This window comes from Microbacterium sp. M4A5_1d (genome assembly GCF_053345465.1).
Window position 1 is genome coordinate 686,455 of record NZ_JBKFAD010000003.1, and the last position, 18,620, is coordinate 705,074.

Annotated in this window: 18 protein-coding genes and 1 tRNA gene; 8 read left to right on the forward strand and 11 right to left on the reverse strand. The window is 70.3% G+C overall.

The window, feature by feature from the left end; translation table 11 throughout:
- Positions 1–6 precede the first annotated feature (6 nt).
- The 3 genes from ACLBWJ_RS15105 to ACLBWJ_RS15115 are packed head-to-tail and all read right to left on the reverse strand — an operon-like array spanning position 7 to position 4,413.
- Positions 7–2,475: an ATP-dependent helicase gene (locus ACLBWJ_RS15105; protein ID WP_274178988.1), complete on the reverse strand. Its 2,469-nt coding sequence runs from the start codon at positions 2,473–2,475 to the stop codon at positions 7–9.
- Positions 2,476–2,519: 44 nt separating this feature from the next.
- A complete protein-coding gene (locus ACLBWJ_RS15110) occupies positions 2,520–3,203 on the reverse strand; it encodes a LuxR C-terminal-related transcriptional regulator (protein WP_274178989.1) in 684 nt (227 codons plus the stop codon).
- Complete coding sequence (locus ACLBWJ_RS15115) at positions 3,172–4,413, reverse strand: ATP-binding protein (protein WP_274178990.1); 1,242 nt, start codon at positions 4,411–4,413, stop codon at positions 3,172–3,174. Before ACLBWJ_RS15115 ends, ACLBWJ_RS15110 begins: the two co-directional genes overlap by 32 nt.
- A 114-nt stretch (positions 4,414–4,527) precedes the next feature.
- On the opposite strand from ACLBWJ_RS15115, the gene ACLBWJ_RS15120 reads away from it, so the two are divergent.
- The 3 genes from ACLBWJ_RS15120 (at position 4,528) to ACLBWJ_RS15130 (ending at position 6,507) form a co-directional block, all read left to right on the forward strand.
- Positions 4,528–6,027: a PspC domain-containing protein gene (locus ACLBWJ_RS15120; protein ID WP_274178991.1), complete on the forward strand. Its 1,500-nt coding sequence runs from the start codon at positions 4,528–4,530 to the stop codon at positions 6,025–6,027.
- Positions 6,024–6,368, forward strand: coding sequence for a hypothetical protein (locus tag ACLBWJ_RS15125; RefSeq protein ID WP_274178992.1), 345 nt, complete (start codon positions 6,024–6,026; stop codon positions 6,366–6,368). The genes ACLBWJ_RS15120 and ACLBWJ_RS15125 overlap by 4 nt, the downstream gene beginning before the upstream one ends.
- 63 nt (positions 6,369–6,431) lie before the next feature.
- Positions 6,432–6,507, forward strand: a tRNA-Met gene (locus tag ACLBWJ_RS15130).
- An 8-nt stretch (positions 6,508–6,515) separates the two neighbouring features.
- On the opposite strand, the gene ACLBWJ_RS15135 is transcribed toward ACLBWJ_RS15130, so the two are convergent.
- From ACLBWJ_RS15135 to ACLBWJ_RS15145, 3 genes are all read right to left on the reverse strand, one after another.
- Entirely contained in the window at positions 6,516–6,821 is a 306-nt protein-coding gene (locus ACLBWJ_RS15135; RefSeq protein ID WP_274178993.1) for a biopolymer transporter Tol, read from the reverse strand.
- A 43-nt stretch (positions 6,822–6,864) separates the two neighbouring features.
- Positions 6,865–7,971, reverse strand: a complete 1,107-nt coding sequence (locus ACLBWJ_RS15140) for a fatty acid desaturase family protein (protein ID WP_269268047.1) — start codon at positions 7,969–7,971, stop codon at positions 6,865–6,867.
- A 163-nt stretch (positions 7,972–8,134) separates the two neighbouring features.
- Entirely contained in the window at positions 8,135–8,470 is a 336-nt protein-coding gene (locus tag ACLBWJ_RS15145; RefSeq protein WP_269267985.1) for a DUF7882 family protein, read from the reverse strand.
- A gap of 134 nt (positions 8,471–8,604) precedes the next feature.
- Here ACLBWJ_RS15145 and ACLBWJ_RS15150 point away from each other — a divergent pair, with 134 nt between their 5' ends.
- From ACLBWJ_RS15150 to ACLBWJ_RS15160, 3 genes are all read left to right on the forward strand, one after another.
- Positions 8,605–8,814 carry a hypothetical protein gene (locus tag ACLBWJ_RS15150; protein WP_274178994.1) on the forward strand — a complete coding sequence of 70 codons (210 nt, stop codon included), beginning with the start codon at positions 8,605–8,607 and terminating at the stop codon, positions 8,812–8,814.
- Positions 8,815–9,001: 187 nt separating this feature from the next.
- A complete protein-coding gene (locus ACLBWJ_RS15155; protein WP_112617498.1) occupies positions 9,002–9,328 on the forward strand; it encodes a DUF7882 family protein in 327 nt (108 codons plus the stop codon).
- Between the two features lie 19 nt (positions 9,329–9,347).
- A complete protein-coding gene (locus tag ACLBWJ_RS15160) occupies positions 9,348–10,265 on the forward strand; it encodes a helix-turn-helix domain-containing protein (protein WP_274178995.1) in 918 nt (305 codons plus the stop codon).
- 10 nt (positions 10,266–10,275) lie between these two features.
- On the opposite strand, the gene ACLBWJ_RS15165 is transcribed toward ACLBWJ_RS15160, so the two are convergent.
- The 5 genes from ACLBWJ_RS15165 to ACLBWJ_RS15185 are packed head-to-tail and all read right to left on the reverse strand — an operon-like array spanning position 10,276 to position 16,153.
- Positions 10,276–11,460 carry a sensor histidine kinase gene (locus ACLBWJ_RS15165; RefSeq protein ID WP_274178996.1) on the reverse strand — a complete coding sequence of 395 codons (1,185 nt, stop codon included), beginning with the start codon at positions 11,458–11,460 and terminating at the stop codon, positions 10,276–10,278.
- Between the two features lie 7 nt (positions 11,461–11,467).
- Positions 11,468–12,559: an ABC transporter permease gene (locus ACLBWJ_RS15170; protein ID WP_112617501.1), complete on the reverse strand. Its 1,092-nt coding sequence runs from the start codon at positions 12,557–12,559 to the stop codon at positions 11,468–11,470.
- Positions 12,556–13,515: an ABC transporter ATP-binding protein gene (locus tag ACLBWJ_RS15175; protein ID WP_404568834.1), complete on the reverse strand. Its 960-nt coding sequence runs from the start codon at positions 13,513–13,515 to the stop codon at positions 12,556–12,558. Before ACLBWJ_RS15175 ends, ACLBWJ_RS15170 begins: the two co-directional genes overlap by 4 nt.
- A gap of 10 nt (positions 13,516–13,525) precedes the next feature.
- Positions 13,526–15,148: a sensor histidine kinase gene (locus ACLBWJ_RS15180; protein ID WP_447660652.1), complete on the reverse strand. Its 1,623-nt coding sequence runs from the start codon at positions 15,146–15,148 to the stop codon at positions 13,526–13,528.
- 6 nt (positions 15,149–15,154) lie between these two features.
- A complete protein-coding gene (locus ACLBWJ_RS15185; RefSeq protein WP_447660653.1) occupies positions 15,155–16,153 on the reverse strand; it encodes a glycerophosphodiester phosphodiesterase family protein in 999 nt (332 codons plus the stop codon).
- Positions 16,154–16,311: 158 nt separating this feature from the next.
- Here ACLBWJ_RS15185 and ACLBWJ_RS15190 point away from each other — a divergent pair, with 158 nt between their 5' ends.
- The gene (locus ACLBWJ_RS15190) at positions 16,312–17,208 is read left to right on the forward strand and encodes a Bax inhibitor-1/YccA family protein (protein ID WP_282502596.1); all 897 of its coding nucleotides are present in this window, start codon (positions 16,312–16,314) and stop codon (positions 17,206–17,208) included.
- An 88-nt stretch (positions 17,209–17,296) separates the two neighbouring features.
- The gene (locus ACLBWJ_RS15195; protein ID WP_323986492.1) at positions 17,297–18,526 is read left to right on the forward strand and encodes an ROK family transcriptional regulator; all 1,230 of its coding nucleotides are present in this window, start codon (positions 17,297–17,299) and stop codon (positions 18,524–18,526) included.
- The last annotated feature ends 94 nt before the right edge of the window (positions 18,527–18,620 follow it).

Here is an 18,620-nt window from a genome sequence, read left to right on the forward strand (position 1 = left end):
GTTGCGTCACAGCTTGACGATCGGTGCGATCTTGATGAGCAGCTTCTTCGGGCCGGCCGAATCGAAGCGGACGTGCGCGACGCGCTTCGCCCCCTCGCCCGTGACCGCGTCGACCCGCCCCTCGCCGAAGTCGTCGTGTCTGATGCGGTCGCCGGGGCCGAGCTCGAGGTCGCCGTTGTCACGGACCTTGGCCGGGATGCGGTTGGCGAACTTCGCGATATCGCCGCTCTTCTCCTTGCGCGGAAGCGGCACGAGGTCGTCGCCGTATCGCTTGCCCGATCCGCCGAAGCCGCCGCCGGATCCGCCGGAACGCCGACCATTGAGGGCTCGTGACTGCATGCCCCCGCGCGAGTTGACGTCACCGGGCGACTGCCGCCAGTCGATCAGGTCGTGCGGGATCTCCTGCAGGAACCGGCTCGGCATCGCGGCGGACACCTCGCCGAACTGCGCACGCGTCATGGCGAGCGAGAGATGCAGGCGCTTGCGGGCACGGGTGAGCGCGACGTAGAAGAGCCGCCGCTCTTCCTGCGGGCCGCCGGGCTCGTTCGCCGAGATGCGGTGCGGGATGAGGTCCTCTTCCACGCCCGTGACGAACACGGCGTCGTACTCGAGACCCTTCGCCGTGTGCATGGTCATGAGCGACACCGTGCCGGATGCGTCGTCGAGGTCGTCGGCATCGGCGACGAGGGCGACCTCGGTGAGGAAGTCGAGGATGGTTCCCTCGGGGTTGTTACGGGCGAACTCGCGAGTCACCGCGATGAGCTCGTCGAGGTTCTCGAGGCGCGCTTCGTCTTGCGGGTCGCGACTCGCCCGGAGGGCGTCCATGTACCCCGACTTGTTCAGCAGCACCGTCAGGCCCTCGGTCACGGACGTCGGCGGGGCGATCTCGCCCGAGCTCGGCAGCATGATCTCGGACGCTTCGGCGAGAACGGCATCGAGCTGCGCGATCGCGGCCTGGATCTTCGGACCCACGCCGAGCGCCGAGGCGTTGGCGAGCGCATCGCGGAAGGTGATCTGGTGGTCGGCCGCGTACCGGGCGATGGACGTCTCGGTGACGTCGCCGATGCCGCGGCGCGGGCGGTTCAGGATGCGGCGCACCGCGAGCTCGTCGGCGGGGTTCGCCACCGCGACGACGTAGGCCAGCGCATCCTTGATCTCGGCACGGTCGTAGAACTTCGTGCCGCCCATGATCTTGTACGGGATCGCCGCGCGGATGAAGATCTCCTCCAGCGCTCGCGACTGCGAGTTCGTGCGATAGAAGACCGCCATCTGCGAGTAAGGCACCGACGAGCGGTGCAGCGCTTCGATCTCGTCGGCGACGAACTGCGCCTCGTCGTGCTGCGAGTAGCCGGTGAAGCCGACGATCGCGTCGCCCGCGCCGACATCCGTCCAGAGCTTCTTGTCTTTGCGGTCGAAGTTATGGGAGATGACGGCGTTGGCGGCAGAGAGGATGTTCTGCGTCGAGCGGTAGTTCTGTTCGAGCAGCACGACCTTCGCGCCGGGATAGTCGCGCTCGAACTCGGTGATGTTGCGGATGTCGGCGCCGCGGAACGCGTAGATGGACTGGTCGGAGTCGCCGACGACGGTCAGCGACGCAGCCTCGACCTCGGGGGCCGACTCGGGCTCGAAGATCATCATGCCGCCCGACGAGAACGCGTCGCCGCCCTGCCCCTGGACGGGGCGCGTGAGCTCGTGGATCAGCGCGTACTGGGCGTGGTTGGTGTCCTGGTACTCGTCGACGAGGATGTGCCGGAACCGCTTGCGGTACACGTCGGCCACATGCGGGAACGCCCGGAACAGGTAGACCGTCTGGGCGATGAGGTCGTCGAAGTCGAAGGCGTTGGCCCGCTGCAGGGCGGACTGGTAGGCGCCGAAGAGCTCGACGAAGACGCGCTCGGCGGGATCGGACATGTTCGCCTGGCGCGCGTACGAGTCGGCGTCGGCGAGCTCGTTCTTGAGCTTCGAGATGCGGCTCTGGACAGCCGCCGGCGTGAGTCCGAAGGCGTCGGCCTCGTGCTCTTTCACGAGACGCTTGATGAGCGCGCGCGAATCGCCCGAGTCGTAGATCGTGAAGTTCTTGGTGAAGCCGAACTGCTGCGCCTCGCGCCGGAGGATCCGCACGCACGCCGAGTGGAACGTCGAGATCCACATGCCCTGTGCGCTGTCGCCGATCAGCTGCTGCACGCGCTCGCGCATCTCGCCGGCGGCCTTGTTGGTGAAGGTGATGGCGAGGATCTGGCTCGGCCACGCCTCGCGGCCTCGGAGCAGCGACGCGATGCGATGTGTGAGCACCCGGGTCTTGCCCGAGCCGGCGCCCGCGACGATCAGCAGCGCCGGACCGCGATAGGTCACCGCCTCGCGCTGGGGCGGGTTGAGTCCCTCGAGGAGGTCGGCGTCGGGACGCTCGCCCGAGGAGGCGCCGGGGCGCACGGATGCGGCGGACCCGACGATGACGGGCTTGATGGGCTCTGGCATGACCACTCGATTCTACGTTCGGCCACCGACACCCGCCCGGCGACTCAGAGCAGGCGTCGGGCCGTCGCCCAGGCGGTCAGCTCGTGCCGCGACGACAGCTGCAGTTTGCGCAGCACCGCCGAGACGTGCGTCTCGACCGTCTTCACGGAGATGAACAGGTCGGCCGCGACCTCCTTGTATGCGTAGCCGCGGGCGATGAGCCGCATGACCTCCTGCTCGCGCGAAGACAGCCGGTCGAGCTCCTCCACCGCCGTCGCCGTCTCACCGGCCACGGCCCCGAACGCGTCGAGGACGAATCCCGCGAGCCTCGGCGAGAAGACGGCGTCTCCGCCCGCCACCGCAGCGACGGCGCGGCTCACCTCGTCGCCCGATGAGCCCTTGGTGATGTATCCGCGTGCGCCAGCGCGGATGACCCGCACGACGTCGTCGGCGGCATCCGAGACGCTCAGCGCGAGGAACCGCGCCGGTGTCGGGGCGGCCCGGGCGATCACCTCCGCTCCCCCGGCACGGTCCTCGCCCGCTCCGCCGGGCAGGTGCACGTCCAGCAGCACGACGTCGGGCTCCGTTCGCGCGATGACCTCGACGGCGGATTCGACGTCCGCGGCCTCCCCGACGACGGCGATCCCCGTGCCCAGATCAGCCCGGAGCCCCGACCGGAAGATGGAGTGGTCGTCGACGATGACGACGCGCAGCGCGTCAGCCACGTGCGTCCCCGGGGCCGCCGACATGGAGGTGGACCTCGGTGCCGCCCGAGGCCGCCGTGCGGACCGATGCCGATCCCCCGGCGCGCCGCATCCGGCCGATGACCGACTCCCGGACGCCCAGCCGGTCATCCGGGATCGCGGTCACGTCGAACCCGGGCCCTCGGTCGCGCACATAGACGTCGACCCCGTGGGCTCCACCTTCGATGTAGACCGAGACGTCGCCGCCGGCGTGCCGGGCGGCGTTGAGCATCGCCTCGCGCGCCGCCGCCGCCAGTTCACCGCTGGCCTGCTCGGCCGACAGCCCGGCGGAGACCACGTCGATCCGCACCGCATAATCGAGCTCGAGCGCGGCGGCGTAGTCGCGCAGGTCGCTGACGAGGTCGCTGTCGGGGTGCGCCTCGCCGTCGAAGAGCCAGGCGCGAAGCTCGCGCTCCTGTGCCCGAGCGATGCGCGCGGCCTCGCTCGAGGCGCCCGCCGTGTTCTGGATGAGCGCGAGAGTCTGCAGCACCGAATCGTGCAGATGCGCTGCCATCGCGCTTCGCTGCTCCTCGCGGATGCGCCGGACGCGTTCCCCCGACAGGTCGCGCCACCGACCGGCGAGGAATGCCCCGCCGAGCGCGAGCACCCCCGCGACGGGAAGGGCCAGGTCAGGAAGCGCCACGAGACCGTCGGAGTCGACGCGCGGCAGCATCGCGAGGAGCACCACGATCAGGATGCCGGCCGCGACCGTCCGAACGGTGACGGTATGCCGGCCCCCGCGATCGATGTCTCGGCGGTCGACGAGCTCGGCCCAACACCCTGCGGTCGTCGCGAGGACGGTCACGAACGCGACGACCGCCAGGAGAGTGGGCGAGAAGGATCGCGACATCCAGGCATCACGGGCCTCGATGGCGAGGACCGCGAACAGGATCGGCAGCGCGGCGGTCGCGGCTGCGGCGAGGATCCAGGCGACCGGCGCCTGCCGGGTCGGCGCCGCAGGCCCGGGTCGGCGGGGCACGAGGGCCCAGAACCAGAGGTACAGGAGCGGACCGGCTCCCGCGACGAGCGTCAGGACGACGAACAGCGCACGGATGCTGCCCACCCCGACGCCGAGGTGCTGGGCGAGCCCCGCGCTGACGCCCGAGACCACGCTGTCGCGAGCGCGATCGAGCGGCGGTCGCGTGCCCGGGCCGATGACCGGTCGCGGAGGCGGAGGTCCCGGGTGCGCGGCGGGAGTCGCGAGAGCGGAGGACATGGCCACATCCAATCACTCCGGACGCGGCCGCACACCAGCGCCGGCGCAGGATCAGGGAAGCCTCAGGGCGATCCCCCATATCGCCCGCTGCCGCGCACCGCGGAGGATCGGATCATGACTTCCGCACCGCCTCTCGCCGCCCCACCGCGACCCGATCCCGCGTCACCGACGGAGGGCCGGTTCTTCCGCTGGGTCGACGCCCTCGGCGCCGCCCGCCGAGACGGGTGGATCGGCGGCGTGTGTGCGGGAGTGGCCGCGCGCTGGGGTGTCGACCCGGTCATCGTGCGCGGGCTCGCCGTCGTCGCGACCGTGATCGGCCTCCCCGCCATCGTCGCCTACGCCACCGCCTGGGCGATCCTGCCCGATGCCTCGGGGCGGTCGCACGCCGCCGACCTCGAGCGCGGCCGGTTCTCGTACGCCCAGGGTGCGATCCTCGCCGTCGCGATCATCGGGGTCGTGCAGATCCTCGGTCTCCTGATCACTCTCGCCGGCCTCGCGACGAATTCGAGCGCTGCAGCGGTCACGGCTGTCCTCGGGGCACTCGCTCTCATGGGCGGGGTGGTGGTGGCGGCCGGCGTGATCGCGCTGCTGGTCCGAGCAGCGCGTCGGGTCCCGGGCGCCGTGGAGGACGAGCGGCGATGGGCTTCCGCAGCGTCCGAGACGGTCCCGGCCGCATCCGCCGACGGCTCCGACTCGGGTACCGGCGCGGGCGGAGCGGAGGGCGCCCCTGCGCCTACCCCGCCCCCACCCCCGAGCAACGACGCCGACGCCGACGCCGACGAGCTAACCGCCTGGCGCGCTCAGCACTCGGCCTGGAGGGAGCGAGATCGCGCCTGGCGTCGCGAGCAGGGCGACGCTGATCGCGCGGCTCGAACCGCCGCGCGGGAAGAGCGCCGCGCCGCAGCGGCGGCGTTCGCGCGCGAGGCGGCGGAGCGCCGACGCGTACGGCGCGCTGCGCACCCCCGCACGAGCATCGCTTTCGTCGCCGTGACCGCGGGGGCCGCCGCCATCGCCGGCACGATCGCCGGCCTGGCCGCTCCAGGCCCCCTCTCCGTCGCGCTCGGTGTCTTCATCGCTGCCCTGGTCACGGCTCTCGCCATGATCGTCGCCGGAGCCATCCGCCGCCGCAGCGGCTTCCTCGCCTTCGCAACCGCATGCCTGCTCATGGGCGGGGGCGTCGCGGTCGCTGTCTCCGTCGTCGAGGAACTGCACATCGGCGTCTACGGGATCTCGAACGTCTCATCCGAGGCCGGGGCGGAGACCTACCGGCAGACGTTCGGCGAACTCCGCGTCGCGCTCGTCGACGCGTCCGATGCGGCGCCGCTGACCATCGAGAAGGGATCCGGCTCGACCTACGTGACCGTCGCACCCGGTGTCGAAGTGACGCTGCATGCATCTGTCGGCGACGATGCATCACTGATCCTCTCGGAGGGCGACGAATGGACCGTACTCACCGACAGCCCCGACGCACGAGATCTCGGTGCGGACCGAACCGCGGTCGATACGACGATCCCCTCTCGAGGGGAGACGACGACGCGTCAGTCGCTCACCCTCGACCAGGAGAGGGGCTACATCGAGATCCGCATCCTCGACCCGAAGGAGACCAACCGATGACCGACCTGACCTCCACCGAAGACACAGCGTTCCCCTCGCCTCCTCCTCCTCCCCGCGTGCGGTGGGCCGGCATCGTGTGGGGTCTCGCCTTCGCGACGCTCGCCGTCGCGGGCGTCGTGCTCACCCGGTCACCCGACGCCTACGGCGGACTGCTCGAGCGGGTGGCGGCGATCTCGATTCCGACGCTCGTCGCCACGGGCCTGTTGACCGTGGGCGCCGCGGTCCTCGTCACGGGAATCGTCGGCATGCTCAGGCACGCTCAGCGCTCGCTGGCGCCCCGCCACGCTGCCGCGCCCAGCACGGACCACGTCACCGAGACACCGGAGCGTCACACGACGTAGCTCGGCGTCTCCGGCCTTCACACCCCTGGCGACCCGGCGGACGCCCACGTAGCGTGAAGGCATCGCGGCGATCCGGGTGGTCCCGGGCATCGGCTCATAACCGATCGCGTTGCGGGTTCGACTCCCGCCGTCGCGTCCATTCGGGTCTCAGCCCTCATCGAGCGCATCGAGCCGCTGCAGCGCGTCCCGCGCCCGCGCGAGGCGATCGCCCTCGGGCTCGTCCCACCAGTACGGTCCGCGCTCTCCCAGGCCATGCTTGGCCAGGCCCACGCGCTCGCGTGCTGCGGCGACCGCCTCGTCGTCTCCGCGCCGCTTCGCGGCTCCCACCGCCGATCGGCCGCGTCCGAGGTGGGACTTCAGCGCAGCGACGAGATCATCGGGCAGCGAGGGGTCGGTGCGCCGCCAGCGTCTCCCGTCGATGACGAGCCAGCGTTCGGAATCGACTTCGGCCACGGACTCAGTATGAGCCGTGGCCGACGTCGAGGGATGCTGCGCCTCAGGCGCGACGGAACTCCGCGCGCATGGGGCAGTCGAACGGGTCGCGGGCGGCGAGTCCGACGCGGTTGAGGTAGTCGATGACGATGGCGTAGGAGCGCCAGAGTGTGGTCTCGGTGTACGGCACGTTCAGGGCGTCGCACTGGTCCTTCACGATCTCGCGAGCGCGGGCGAGTGCCGGCCGCGGCATGTTCGGGAAGAGGTGGTGCTCGATCTGGTAGTTGAGGCCGCCCATGAGCCACGTCGCCCACCAGCCGCCGCCGATGTTGCGCGAGGTGCGCACCTGCTTGCTGAAGAAGTCGAGCTTCGCGTCGGGCGCGATGATCGCCATGCCCTTGTGGTTCGGCGCGAAGGAGGCGCCCATGTACAGCCCGAAGACGGCGACCTGCACGCCGAAGAAGGCGAAGGCCATACCGATCGGCAGGAAGATGAAGATCGGAGCGACGAAGACCGCGAACCGCGCGATGATCAGCGTGATCTCGACCGCACGCTTCTTCACCGGGCCTCGGCTGAAGAGGTGGCGCATCGACAGCGCGTGGAGGTTCAGGCCTTCGAGCAGCAGCAGCGGGAAGAAGAACCAGCCCTGGCGCTGCGTGATGAATCGGCGGATGCCGCGCGCGGTGGCCGCGTCCTCTTCGATGAACGAGATCGTGTCGATCTCGATGTCGGGATCCTTGCCCACCTTGTTCGGGTTCGAGTGGTGCCGGGCGTGCTTGGACGTCCACCACGACAGGCTCATGCCGACGACGCCGACGGCGAGGAAGCGGGCCAGGCGGTCGTTCGCGGGGCCGGAGGCGAGAACCTGCCGGTGGTCGGCCTCGTGTGCGAGGAAAGCCACCTGGGTGAAGACGATGCCGAGGGCTGCCGCGATGAGCAGCTGGAACCAGCTGTCGCCGAGCAGGACGAATCCGGTCACGCAGCCGCCGATCGCGAGGATCAGGGCGAGGCCGACGAGGCCGTAGAACCAGGGCGTGCGCCGCAGCAGACCCGATTCCCGAACGACGCGGGAGACATCGGTGAAGGCCTTGGCCATCGGCGGGAAATCGGCGGTTCCGGCGTAAGTGGTGCGGATGGGGCCGAGACGCGACTCGACGACGGATGAAGCGATGAGAGCACCTGCTGACTCGTTCGTGACCGGGAAGGTCGGGAGCAGAAGGCGGATGCCGACGGCTGTGGCTCACACTACGGAGCGCTGGATCGCCGGAGCGGTATATGCCCCGGTCTCACCGGCGATGCACGGCGGTCGCACAGGCGGGACGCTCGGCGCCCCGCTACTCCGCGCCGTCGAGGAATGCGCCGTTACGGGGCGATTCCGGCGGCTCGGGAACGACGTACAGGCCCGTCGGCGAGTTCGCCGTGTACGTCAGCGCCTCGAGCCATGCGCGATTCAGCGACGGCGTCCGGCTGCCGTAGTACTTGAAGACGAGGCCGCAGCCCGGGTGCAGCCATACCGTCGTGCGGCCGTCGCCGATGCTCACGTCGTCCTTCCAGGTGAGCGTGAAGGCTTCGCCCCGGCGGAGCTTCGTCGTGATCACGGCCTGGAGGTGCGCGAGCGTCCGATCCTCGAAATCTGCGCGGATCTGGTTCTCGTAGATGAATCTGCCCATCGCACTTCCTTCCCGTGCTCGACCTGACAATAGTGATCAGCGCGGTCCTGCCGCATCCCCTTGTGATTCCTCAGCTGATCGGTAGTCTCGCCTGACACGGCGGACTCGACGCCGGTGGAGCGAAGGGCGAAAGCGTGTCGAAGAGAGTCGATGTGTTCTATGGCGGTCGCCCGTACAGCATCGGCGGTCGCGACATCGAAGACGTCCGCGCCGAGATCGCGGCGGCACTCGCGCTCGGTCACGGCTGGCTGACCGTGAACGATGGCGAAGGCGTGGCGCAGACCACCGATCTGCTCATCACCTCCGGGGTGGACGTCACACTCGCCGCCATCCCCGGTGATTAACGTGTTACGTAATCGTCCGTAAAAGTCAACCCCCTCCCGCTCCCTGACGACTGCCTGAAATCTGCGGTGGCACAGCACGGCTGTGCGCGTCGCGGACAGAGCGCGCGCGGAACGGACTCTTCCGCGCGGCGTCGTGACCCGATCGCGGAAGCTGATGATCGCGCCGAATGGCGCGCGAGGAGGAATATTGGGCAGGTTTGTTTACGACGGCAACAATCGCGTCGAGATCGAGGACCGCACGCTCGCACACCTCCAGATGACCATCGGTGCGAAGCTTCGTCGCGGTGAGGCGTTCTTCTTCACTTGGAAGGACGACGTCAGCGTCGGCAAGGGGCGGACGACCGTCTGGATGCACGCCGGAGCCTCTCTCGTCTTCACGTTCCACGGCAGCCGGACCCCCGCGATCAACCGTGCCTGGCTCGAGGCGCTGATGTACACGGCCAACTCCCCCAGCGGACTTTACGTCGTCCCCGAACCGGCAGAGTCCGCATCCGACAAGCTCGTTGTTGAATAGCGAGCCCGTTCGGCGGGGGTTGCAGACCGACGACCCCGGTCGGGCACAGGAATCGGTCAGCTCGCTGTACGAGACGCCGGTGGCGCTCGCGGTCGACGGGTCCGCGCCATTCCGATACGAGATGGCGGCGCTCGCCCACCCGGCCGCAGCCGCCGCCGCTGTGCGGTTCACGGGGACGATGCGCACCACGACGCGAGCTTTTCCGCGTCTCATCGTGGCGCACGCGGCGCATGGCAGCCACCGGTGGCAGGTCGGAGGCGAGTCCGGCGACGGCCGGACCCCCTTCATCGTGCCGCCGGACACCGAGTTCACCGCCGAGTTCGGTCAGCTGCACCTGCGCACGTTCAGCGTCACCACGGAGACGCTCGACCACGTGCTGCGCGGCATGATCGGCGACGACCCTCACCATCTGCAGTTCTCCGGACTGAACCGCCGGGCTGAGAATCCACGGCTCGTCGCCGAGACCCTGCGCTTTCTCGAGGCGACCATGCTGGCCGACGAGAAGGTCGCCGCCTCGCCTCTCATGCGCACTCAGCTCATGCACCAGGCAGTCGCATCGCTCGTGACGGCGTTCCCCGTCATCGACCCCGAAGAGGGGGAACGCCGACGCCCGACCGCGCGAGCCGTGCGCCGCGCTGTGGCGTTCATGGAGGAGAACGTCAGCAACCCCATCAGCATCAGCGACATCGCGGTGGCCTCCGGAACATCGGTCCGCGCACTCCAGAGCGCCTTCCACAAGGCGTTCGAGATCCCGCCGAGCACCTACCTTCGCCGCCTGCGCATCGAGGGCGCCCACCGCGAGCTCCGCGCTGCGCCTCCCGGGTCGACGACCGTGCGGGATGTCGCTCTGCGCTGGGGGTTCGCGCACACGGGACGCTTCGCGCAGCTCTACGCCGCGATGTACGGCGAGCACCCCTCGCACACGCTGCGCCGCTGAGGCGCGCGACTCAGGCGGCGGTCGCCGCGGGGTCCGGCAGGAGGATCCAGACGCGGGTGCCGCCGAGCGGTGAGTCGTCGAGACCGATGCGCCCACCGTGCGCCTGGATCACCCGTCGACAGGTAGACAGGCCGATGCCGAGGCCCTCGGCCTCGGAGTCCCCCCGCTCCATCAGCGCGAAGACGCGTTCGCGGTCCGCCGGGGGCACCCCGGGACCGTTGTCGTCGACGGTGATGCGCCAGCCGCCGTGCACCGTGTGCGCCTCGACACGCACCTGCGGGACCTTTCCCGCAGCCGCGGTGAACTTCACCGCGTTCGCCACGACATTCTGGAGCACCGCGCGCAGGAGCGTGGGATCACCGGCGGGCTCGACCTCGATGTCCTGACGGATGTCGGCGCCGGAGGCCGAGATGGACGCGTCGAGATCCTCGACGACGGCGTGCATCACGGCACCGAGATCGACGCGCGCCCGTTGGGGGCTCGCACCGCCGATGCGGGCGTAGGCGAGGATGTCGGAGATCATGGCGTTCATGCGGTCGGCCGCCGACTCCGCACGGGCGAGCACGCGCGCCGCCTCGGGCGCGTTGTCCATGTCGGGGCTGTCGATCGCGAGCTCGAGGAAGCCGGTGAGGGCCGTCAGCGGATTGCGGAGGTCGTGACTGATCTGCCCCGCGAAACGCGAGAGCTGATCGTTCGACTCGCTCAAAGCGCGGCTGATCCGGCGCAGCTCGAGCAGGTCGACCACCTGATGAGCCAGCAGATCGAGCGCCTCGCGAGCCGATTCGTCGAGGTCGCCCACGGAGTCGTTGAAGACGCAGAGGGTGCCGATGGCGACGCCCGCCGGCGTGACGAGCGGACTCGATGCGTAGAAGCGCACGTGGGCGATCTCACCGGTGACGAAGGGGTTGTGTGCGAACCGCTCGTCGAGCCGCGCGTCGGGCACGATGACCCGACCGGGACGCGCGATGACGGCGGCGCACATCGAGTCTTCGCGTGAGCAGACCGCGGGTTCGAAACCGACCGCGGCGATCTGATGCTGCGAGCGGTCGTCGATGATGTTGATGACGGCCGTGTCGACGCCGCAAACGGTGGCTGCGAGACGGACGATCCCCTGCAGGTCGGGCGCGGGGGCCTCGCCGATCACGTGATAGGCGTCGATCGCCTCGCGGCGGGTGATGTCGAGTTCGGTGACCATGGCACTCTTACGCTATCCGCGTTCCGGGCGGCAGGGCTCGGGCCGGGGTCCTCGTCCGCGACCACGCTCCCGCCACGAGCAGACCCGCGACCACGATCTGCCCGGCCAGTCCGACGAACCAGCTCGGCGCCGTTCGTTCTCGGATCTCCGCCGCGGTCGGCACGGCGCCGTCTGCGGCTGGCCGGCACTCGTCGTACCCCGTCTCGAGATCAGGTGCGACCTGTGCCTGCCGGACACCGGATGCGATCTGACCGAACAGGTCGACGGGGTAGCCGAACCGGTCGTACTCGGCAGGCGTCGCGTCGGCGAGGATGACGAAGGGGTTGGCCGCGAGCACCCACCACACACGATCGAACCGCGGCACGGTGTAGGTCGATGTCTCCGGCTCGCCGCAGACCATGCGAGCGGGATCGTTCCAGCAGTCGTCCGCCCCGTCGATGCACTGCGGCGACCCGTCGGCGTTGTACTGCGCCGGCCGGTAGGTCGCGGTCGCCTCGCTCGAGAACGCCGTCGCGCCGAGGCCGAAGGCGATGAGCGTTCCGAAGACGAGCGCAGAGACGACGAGGTAGGTCGCGGCGACCGAGAAGAGAGGCCGGGCGATGAGGCCGCTCAGCCCGACGCCGATCGCAGCGATGATGCCGATCTCGATCACGAGGACGACCAGCGACACCACGACGACGACGGGGTCCACTCCCCCGGCCAGGGTCGCGATGACGAGGAACGGGGCGGCCACCGCGGCGAACGCGAGACCCGTGACCCATGCCGCGAGCACTTTGCCGAGCAGGATCTCGGAGGTTCGCGCGAGCGTCACCTGGACCGGTGCGAGGGTCGCGGCATCCCGGTCGCCGTTGACGGAGTTGCCGCTGAGTGTGGGCGAGACGAGGACGACGAGCAGCAACGTGATGATGACGATCGTCGAGTAGATGCCGGCGCCGCGCTGCTCGCCCTCCGCGATGCCCCCGCCGAAGGCCAGGAACGACAGCGCGGTGACACCGATCAGCAGCACGGCGAAGATGCCGAGCAGGACGTACCACGACACCGTTCGCACCCGCTGGAGCAGCTCGAGCCGAGCGACCGTCCACAGCCGGGCGACGCTCATGACGCCTCCTTCCCCTCGGTGCCCAGATCCCGGCCGGCGCCGAGATCGAGGAAGGTGTGCTCGAGCATCCCGGTCGCGGCCGAGAACTCGGCGACCGCGATGCCCGCGCCCAGCAGCGCCCGCAGACCGGCGGCAGCCTCGACCTCGGACGAGAACGGGACCAGGACGTCGCGGCGGTCTGTCGGCACGCGCGCGACGTCGAGTCCGAGGGCCGTCGCGATCGGGAGCACGGCAGCCTGCGCATCGAGATCGGCGACGCGGACGCGCCAGGTGCGGGTGCGGCGAGCCGCCGCCGCGACCCGGTCGGGACTCACGGTCGCGCCATCGAGCAGGAACACCGCGTCGTCGACGACCTCCTCGAGCTCGGAGAGGATGTGGCTGGAGATCAGCACGGTCTTCCCTGCAGCGGCGAACGCGCGCAGGAGTCCGCGCAGGTCCACCCGCGCCTGGGGGTCGAGGCCCGAGGCAGGCTCGTCGAGGAGGAGGACGGACGGGTCGTGCACGAGAGCTCGGGCGAGACCGAGGCGCTGCTTCTGCCCGCGCGAGAGCACACGGGCGGGCGACTCGGCGAGATCGACCAGACCGACCTGATCGAGAAGCTCCCGCGCGCGGCGGGCCGCTGCGGCTCTGTCGAGGTCGTAGAGCCGGGCGGTCATCTCCAGCGTCTCCCGCACGGTGAGCGAGCCCCACGCGCCCAGCGCGTCGGGCATCCATCCGAGCCGCGCGCGGGCTTGGGCGGGATCAGTCACCGGGTCGACGCCGGCGATCCGGATGCTGCCCGCGTCCGGCTGCAGAAGCGACGCGAGCATCAGGAGCAGCGTCGTCTTACCGGCGCCGTTGGGGCCGACGAGTCCGGTCACCGCTCCCGCGCGAGCGTCGAGATCCACTCCGCGAACGGCTTCGACGCGCCCGAACGATCGACGGACATCGCGGACGGTGATCCCGGCGGTGAGCATGTCCGACACCCTAGGGGACGGCGGAGACGTGATCGAGTGGGGGAGGGGCGTCCGGCGGGCTGGCCCGCGGCAGCCTCACGACGGCGACGGTACCGCCCACCCGCCCGGGCGTCAGCCGCACCTCGCCCCCGTGGGCGCGCGCCAGCCCGCGCGCGAGGGCGAGCCCGAGCCCGAGCCCCTGCGCAGCGCTCCGACGCGAGCGCGTGGTGCGATAGAACCGCTCGAACGCCTGACGGCGCTCGGCAGGGGTCATGCCGGGGCCCTCGTCGGTCACCGAGATCTCGACCTCGTCCGGTCTCATCGCGATCGAGATCTCGACGACACCGGCGGAAGGCGACACCTGCCGGGCATTGTGCAGCAGCTCGGTCATGATCGCCTGAAGGTCGCGGGCTGCGATGCGCGCGTGCACCGTGGCTCCAGTCACGGTCACGGCCACGCCGGAGTCGCCGTCGGCCGATTCGGCGACGACCCTGTCGACGACGGCACGAGCCTCGCACGCCGCTGTCCCGGGCGTCGCGTCCGCTCGACCCGTCGCGAGGATCAGTTCGACGGTGTGCTCCAGTCTCTCGGCGGCGCGGTGGATGGTCTCCCAGCGGTCGCGATGCTCCGGCATCGCTCCGGCGAGCGCGAGCTCGGCATTGCCGAGGATGACCGTGAGCGGCGTCCGAAGTTCATGGCCCACCGTGTCGAGGAATCGATCGCGGACGTCGACGGCTTCGACGAGCTCGGTCACGTCCTGGGCGACCACGAGCACGCCGATGGGCTCGCCGTCGAGCGCGATGGGGCGGGCGACGAAGCGCAGCGCTACCTGATCGCCCGGCTCACCGACCCACACGCGACGCGCCTCGGCGAGTTCACCCGAAAGGATGATGTCGCGCAGGTCCGCCCCCACCACGACCGGGGTGATCCGGTCTTCCTCGTAGACGGACGTGCGCCCGTCCTGGTCGAGCGAGATCGCGATCCGCGCACGCTGGGCCAGCGCATGCGCGGGGGCGTTCGCGACCAGCACCGCGCCGTCATCGCCGAAGAGCACGATCGCGTCCGGGCTCGTGTCGAGCAGCTGGCGCAGCGCGGCGTCGGCCCGGTTCGAGGAGTCGAGCGCCTCGGCCAATCGATGCGTGGCGCGTCGGGCCCTGGTGCGGTGGCGGCCGAGGTCGGTGGAGACGAAACGACTTCCCATCGCAAACATGCCGAGCAGCGCCGGCACCGTCGCGAGCGCCAGCCACTCCGCGAGCCCGGCGGGCGGCTCGGTCGCCGCCGCGAGAGGCAGCAGCCCCGCGAGGAGGACTCCCAGCGCCGCAACGGGCGGTGGGAACGCGAAGGCGAGCCAGGCGATCGGGAAGATGACGAGCATTCCGGTCACCGGCAGCAGATCGATGGCACCGTTGCGCAGCGGGGCGCAGGCGAGAATCGAGACGAGCGGGACGATGCACACCCAGACGGTTCCGCGAGTCGGCTTGTCGCGCCAGACGAACCCCATCGCGACACAGGCCGCGACGATGACGCTCACGCCGACGACGTAAGCCACGGTGATGCGCTCGGGAGCGACGACCGCGACGGTCGTGGAGATCATCACCGTCGACGCCCCCATCAGATACTGGGCGTAGGGCTGGATCCGGGGTCTGCTGAGCATCGGGGATCAGCGCCCGAACACGTCGACGCCGAGATCCGGGTGGTCGACGAAGACGCCGTCGACGCCGGATGCCGCGAGCTCGGCCCACTCGCCCGCGTAGTCTCCCCAGGCGGACCGACCGCCACCGCGTCGGTGCCGCCGGACGAGGAAGGCGTTCTCGGGACGCGCCGTCCACGTGAAGACGGCCAGCTCGCGCTCGTGCGCTGCGGCAACGAGCACCCGACCGCCGTCCGTGCCCCGCGCGGGGTCGAGGATCATCCGCTTGTCCAGGCTCACACCGGCGACCCGCCCGCGGAGGTCGTCGAGCCCCGCGGGCGACGACCACTCCCGGTAGCTGCGTGCCCCCGCGCCCTCGGTCGCGACCGAGTCGTACGGCTCACCGTCGGCCTCGAGGAGGAAGATCCGCGCGCCCCGGACGCCGGCGTCTGCCAGGCGGTCGAGGATCGTGAGCTCGAACGACTCGATCCACAGCGGCAGGTCGCCGTCGGTCCAGCCAGCCGCGTCGAGCTCTGCCGCGATGAGCCCGGCCACGTCGAAGCCGGCGGCCTCCAGGAAGGTGGCGTGCTTGATCTCGAGCACGACGCCGGGCCGCCGCCCGGAGGTCTTCGCGGCATCCGTGACGAGGTCGAGGAGATCGCGCAGCCGCAGCATCGGCTCCGCGCCGTCATGACGAGCGCTGTCGGGCCGCAGCGCCGGGAGCCGCTCGCGGCAGCGCAGCCGTGACAGCTCGTCCCAGGTGAAGTCCTCCGCGAACCAGCCGGTGAGCGACGCGCCGTCGACGGTCTTCGTGGTGCGGCGCGAAGCGAACTCGGGATGGTCGGCGACGTCGGTGGTCGAGCCGATCTCGTTCTCATGCCGGATCACGGCGACCCCGTCCCGACTGAAGACCACGTCCGGCTCGACGGCATCGACCCCGCTCTCGAGCGCGAGGTGATAGGAGGAGCGGGTGTGCTCGGGACGATACCCGGGCGCACCGCGGTGGCCGATCACGAGCGGGCGGGACACGACCCCAGCGTACGGGCCGATGACGCGTGATTTCGCTCAGGGCGATCGGCTTCATGGCCTGCTCACAGCGCCGCGCATATCCGGGAGGAACCGGTTCCCGTAGGCTGGGTATACACGGCATCCAGCTGTGTCGACCCTCGACTTGGAGTGTGAGAGCAGTGGCCCTCAATAACCCCGCATTCGACAATCCCGCGTTCAAGGAGCAGCGGCCGGGTCTGACGCCGCCCGCCGCCCCCGGCATGCAGACCGCCTCGGCGCAGCACGCCGGCGTGAACGCCGCTACGCAGGCCCACCTCGAAGGCATGTACGCCGCACCCGCCGCCGGTGCCCGCGAGACCTCCCGCATGACGGTCGAAGACACCGTCGTCAAGACGCTCGGGCTCTTCGCGATCCTGCTGGCCACGGCGGTCGTCGGTTGGGTCTGGACGCTCTCGCCGGTGACGCGCGACAACCCCGCCCCCACGATGATGCCCTGGATCATCGGTGCGCTCGGCGGCTTCGTCCTGGCGATGGTCGTCACCTTCACCTCGCGCAAGAAGGTCCGGCCCGGCCTGATCTTCGGGTATGCCGCGTTCGAGGGCCTCTTCGTCGGCGGTATCTCCGCCTACCTCGAGTTCATCTTCCCGGGCATCGTCATGCAGGCGACCCTCGCGACCCTCGCGGTCGTCGGCGTGACCCTCGCCCTCTTCGCCAGCGGCAAGGTCCGCGCGTCGGCCAAGGCGACGAAGATCTTCATGATCGCGATGCTCGGCTACCTCGTCTTCTCGCTGCTGAACGTCGGCCTGATGCTCTTCGGGGTAATCCCGGGCGGCATGATGTTCGGCCTCCACAGCATGAAGATCGCTGGCATCCCGCTCGGCCTCATCATCGGTGTGCTCGTGGTCATCATGGCGGCGTACTCGCTCGTGCTCGACTTCGACAACATCCAGCGGGGCGTCCGCAACGGCGCACCCCGTCAGTACGGCTGGGTCGGCGCATTCGGCATCATGGTGACGGTCGTCTGGCTGTACGTCGAGATCCTCCGCATCATCGCGATCCTGCGCGGCAACAACTGACGCTCCCCCGCGATCCCCGAAGGCCCGTCCGGTTCGCCGGGCGGGCCTTCGTCATGCGCGTGCGCAGTATGGTTCGACGGGAGGAACCATGAGACGCGGCTCGAACCTGCCGGCCGTCGGCACGTACAACCAGACGCTCGTGCTCGACCTGATCCGGCGCTCCCCCGACGGCATCAGCCGCATCGAGCTCGCCGCCCGCACGGGGCTGTCCGCCCAGACGCTCAGCAACGTCGCCCGCCGTCTCGTCGCCGAGGGCTGGGTGCGCGAGGGAACCCCGATCGTCACCGGCCCCGGCAAGCCCCGGACCCCGCTCCAGCTCGACCCGACGGCCCGGTGCGCCGTCGGCATCCATCTCGATCCGGCAGTCGAGACGGTCGTCGTGGTCGACCTTCTGGGCAAGGTCGTCGCTCAGACCGAGCGCACCCCGCGACCCGACGCGACCCGCGAGCAGATCCTCGACGACCTCGTCGGCACCGTCGAGTCGCTGCTCGCGGAGGGCGGCCGTTCCCGGGCATCCGTGCTCGGCATCGGCGTCGCCGCTCCTGGCCCCCTCGACGCGGACGCGGGGGTCCTGTTCGAGCCGCCGCTCCTGCCGCCGGTCTGGCACGACCTCGCCCTCGGGCCGTTGCTGCGCGAGGCGACGGGACTGCCGACCACGGTCGAGAAGGATGTCGTCGCGGCGATGGTCGGCGAGCTCTGGCGGGATGCCGCGCAAGAGCTGCAGGACTCCATCTTCGTTTACTACGGAGCGGGCGTCGGCGCGGGCCTCGCCGTCGACGGCGCACCGATCCGGGGCCGCACGGGAAACGCCGGAGACGTCGCCCACCTCGTCGTCGAACCGGGCGGGCCGGCATGCGGATGCGGTCAGCGCGGATGCCTCGGCGCCGCCATCGCCCCCGAACGGCTGCTCGTCGACGGAGGCGTGATCGACGGCAGTGTGCCCGTGGCCGCACCCGCGCTCCGGGAACGCCTCCGCGAGCTCGCCGCCCGGGCGCGCGCCGGCGACGAGCGCGCCGCGTCGGCGGTGCGGCGAGCCGGGTCGAGCCTCGCCCGCGCCGTCGTGCAGATCAACAACCTCCTCGACGCGGATGTCGTCGTGGTCGGGGGGCCGCTGTGGAAGCTCCTCTCGACGACGGCCGGGCCCGCCCTCTCCGACGCCGTGGCGGCGAGCACCGAGACCGCCACGGTGCGCGGCATCCGCGTGCTCGAAAGCGGACTGGCCACGGATGCCGCCGCCGTGGGCGCCGCGTGCCTCGTGCTCGATGCCGCGATGACCGCCCGCCCGACCGACCTCATGATTGCGGGCGCCCCGGACTGAACCCACCGGGAAACGTCGAGGCAAAGCCTTGTTCTTTTATTCCATTTGTTTTATAAAAGACGTGCGCACGCACCAGCGCCCCTCGTCAAAGCAA

What these genes read in the sequence shown, in the direction of transcription:
- ACLBWJ_RS15165 (WP_274178996.1), bottom strand. Translation starts at nt 11,460, where the DNA reads ATGGTCACCGAACTCGACATCACCCGCCGCGAGGCGATCGACGCCTAT.
- ACLBWJ_RS15175 (WP_404568834.1), bottom strand. Translation starts at nt 13,515, where the DNA reads ATGCTCACCGCCGGGATCACCGTCCGCGATGTCCGTCGATCGTTCGGG.
- ACLBWJ_RS15115 (WP_274178990.1), bottom strand. Translation starts at nt 4,413, where the DNA reads ATGTCCTCCGCTCTCGCGACTCCCGCCGCGCACCCGGGACCTCCGCCT.
- ACLBWJ_RS15110 (WP_274178989.1), bottom strand. Translation starts at nt 3,203, where the DNA reads ATGTCGGCGGCCCCGGGGACGCACGTGGCTGACGCGCTGCGCGTCGTC.
- ACLBWJ_RS15125 (WP_274178992.1), top strand. Translation starts at nt 6,024, where the DNA reads ATGACCGACCTGACCTCCACCGAAGACACAGCGTTCCCCTCGCCTCCT.
- ACLBWJ_RS15145 (WP_269267985.1), bottom strand. Translation starts at nt 8,470, where the DNA reads ATGGGCAGATTCATCTACGAGAACCAGATCCGCGCAGATTTCGAGGAT.
- ACLBWJ_RS15120 (WP_274178991.1), top strand. Translation starts at nt 4,528, where the DNA reads ATGACTTCCGCACCGCCTCTCGCCGCCCCACCGCGACCCGATCCCGCG.
- ACLBWJ_RS15105 (WP_274178988.1), bottom strand. Translation starts at nt 2,475, where the DNA reads ATGCCAGAGCCCATCAAGCCCGTCATCGTCGGGTCCGCCGCATCCGTG.
- ACLBWJ_RS15170 (WP_112617501.1), bottom strand. Translation starts at nt 12,559, where the DNA reads ATGAGCGTCGCCCGGCTGTGGACGGTCGCTCGGCTCGAGCTGCTCCAG.
- ACLBWJ_RS15180 (WP_447660652.1), bottom strand. Translation starts at nt 15,148, where the DNA reads ATGCTCAGCAGACCCCGGATCCAGCCCTACGCCCAGTATCTGATGGGG.
- ACLBWJ_RS15195 (WP_323986492.1), top strand. Translation starts at nt 17,297, where the DNA reads ATGAGACGCGGCTCGAACCTGCCGGCCGTCGGCACGTACAACCAGACG.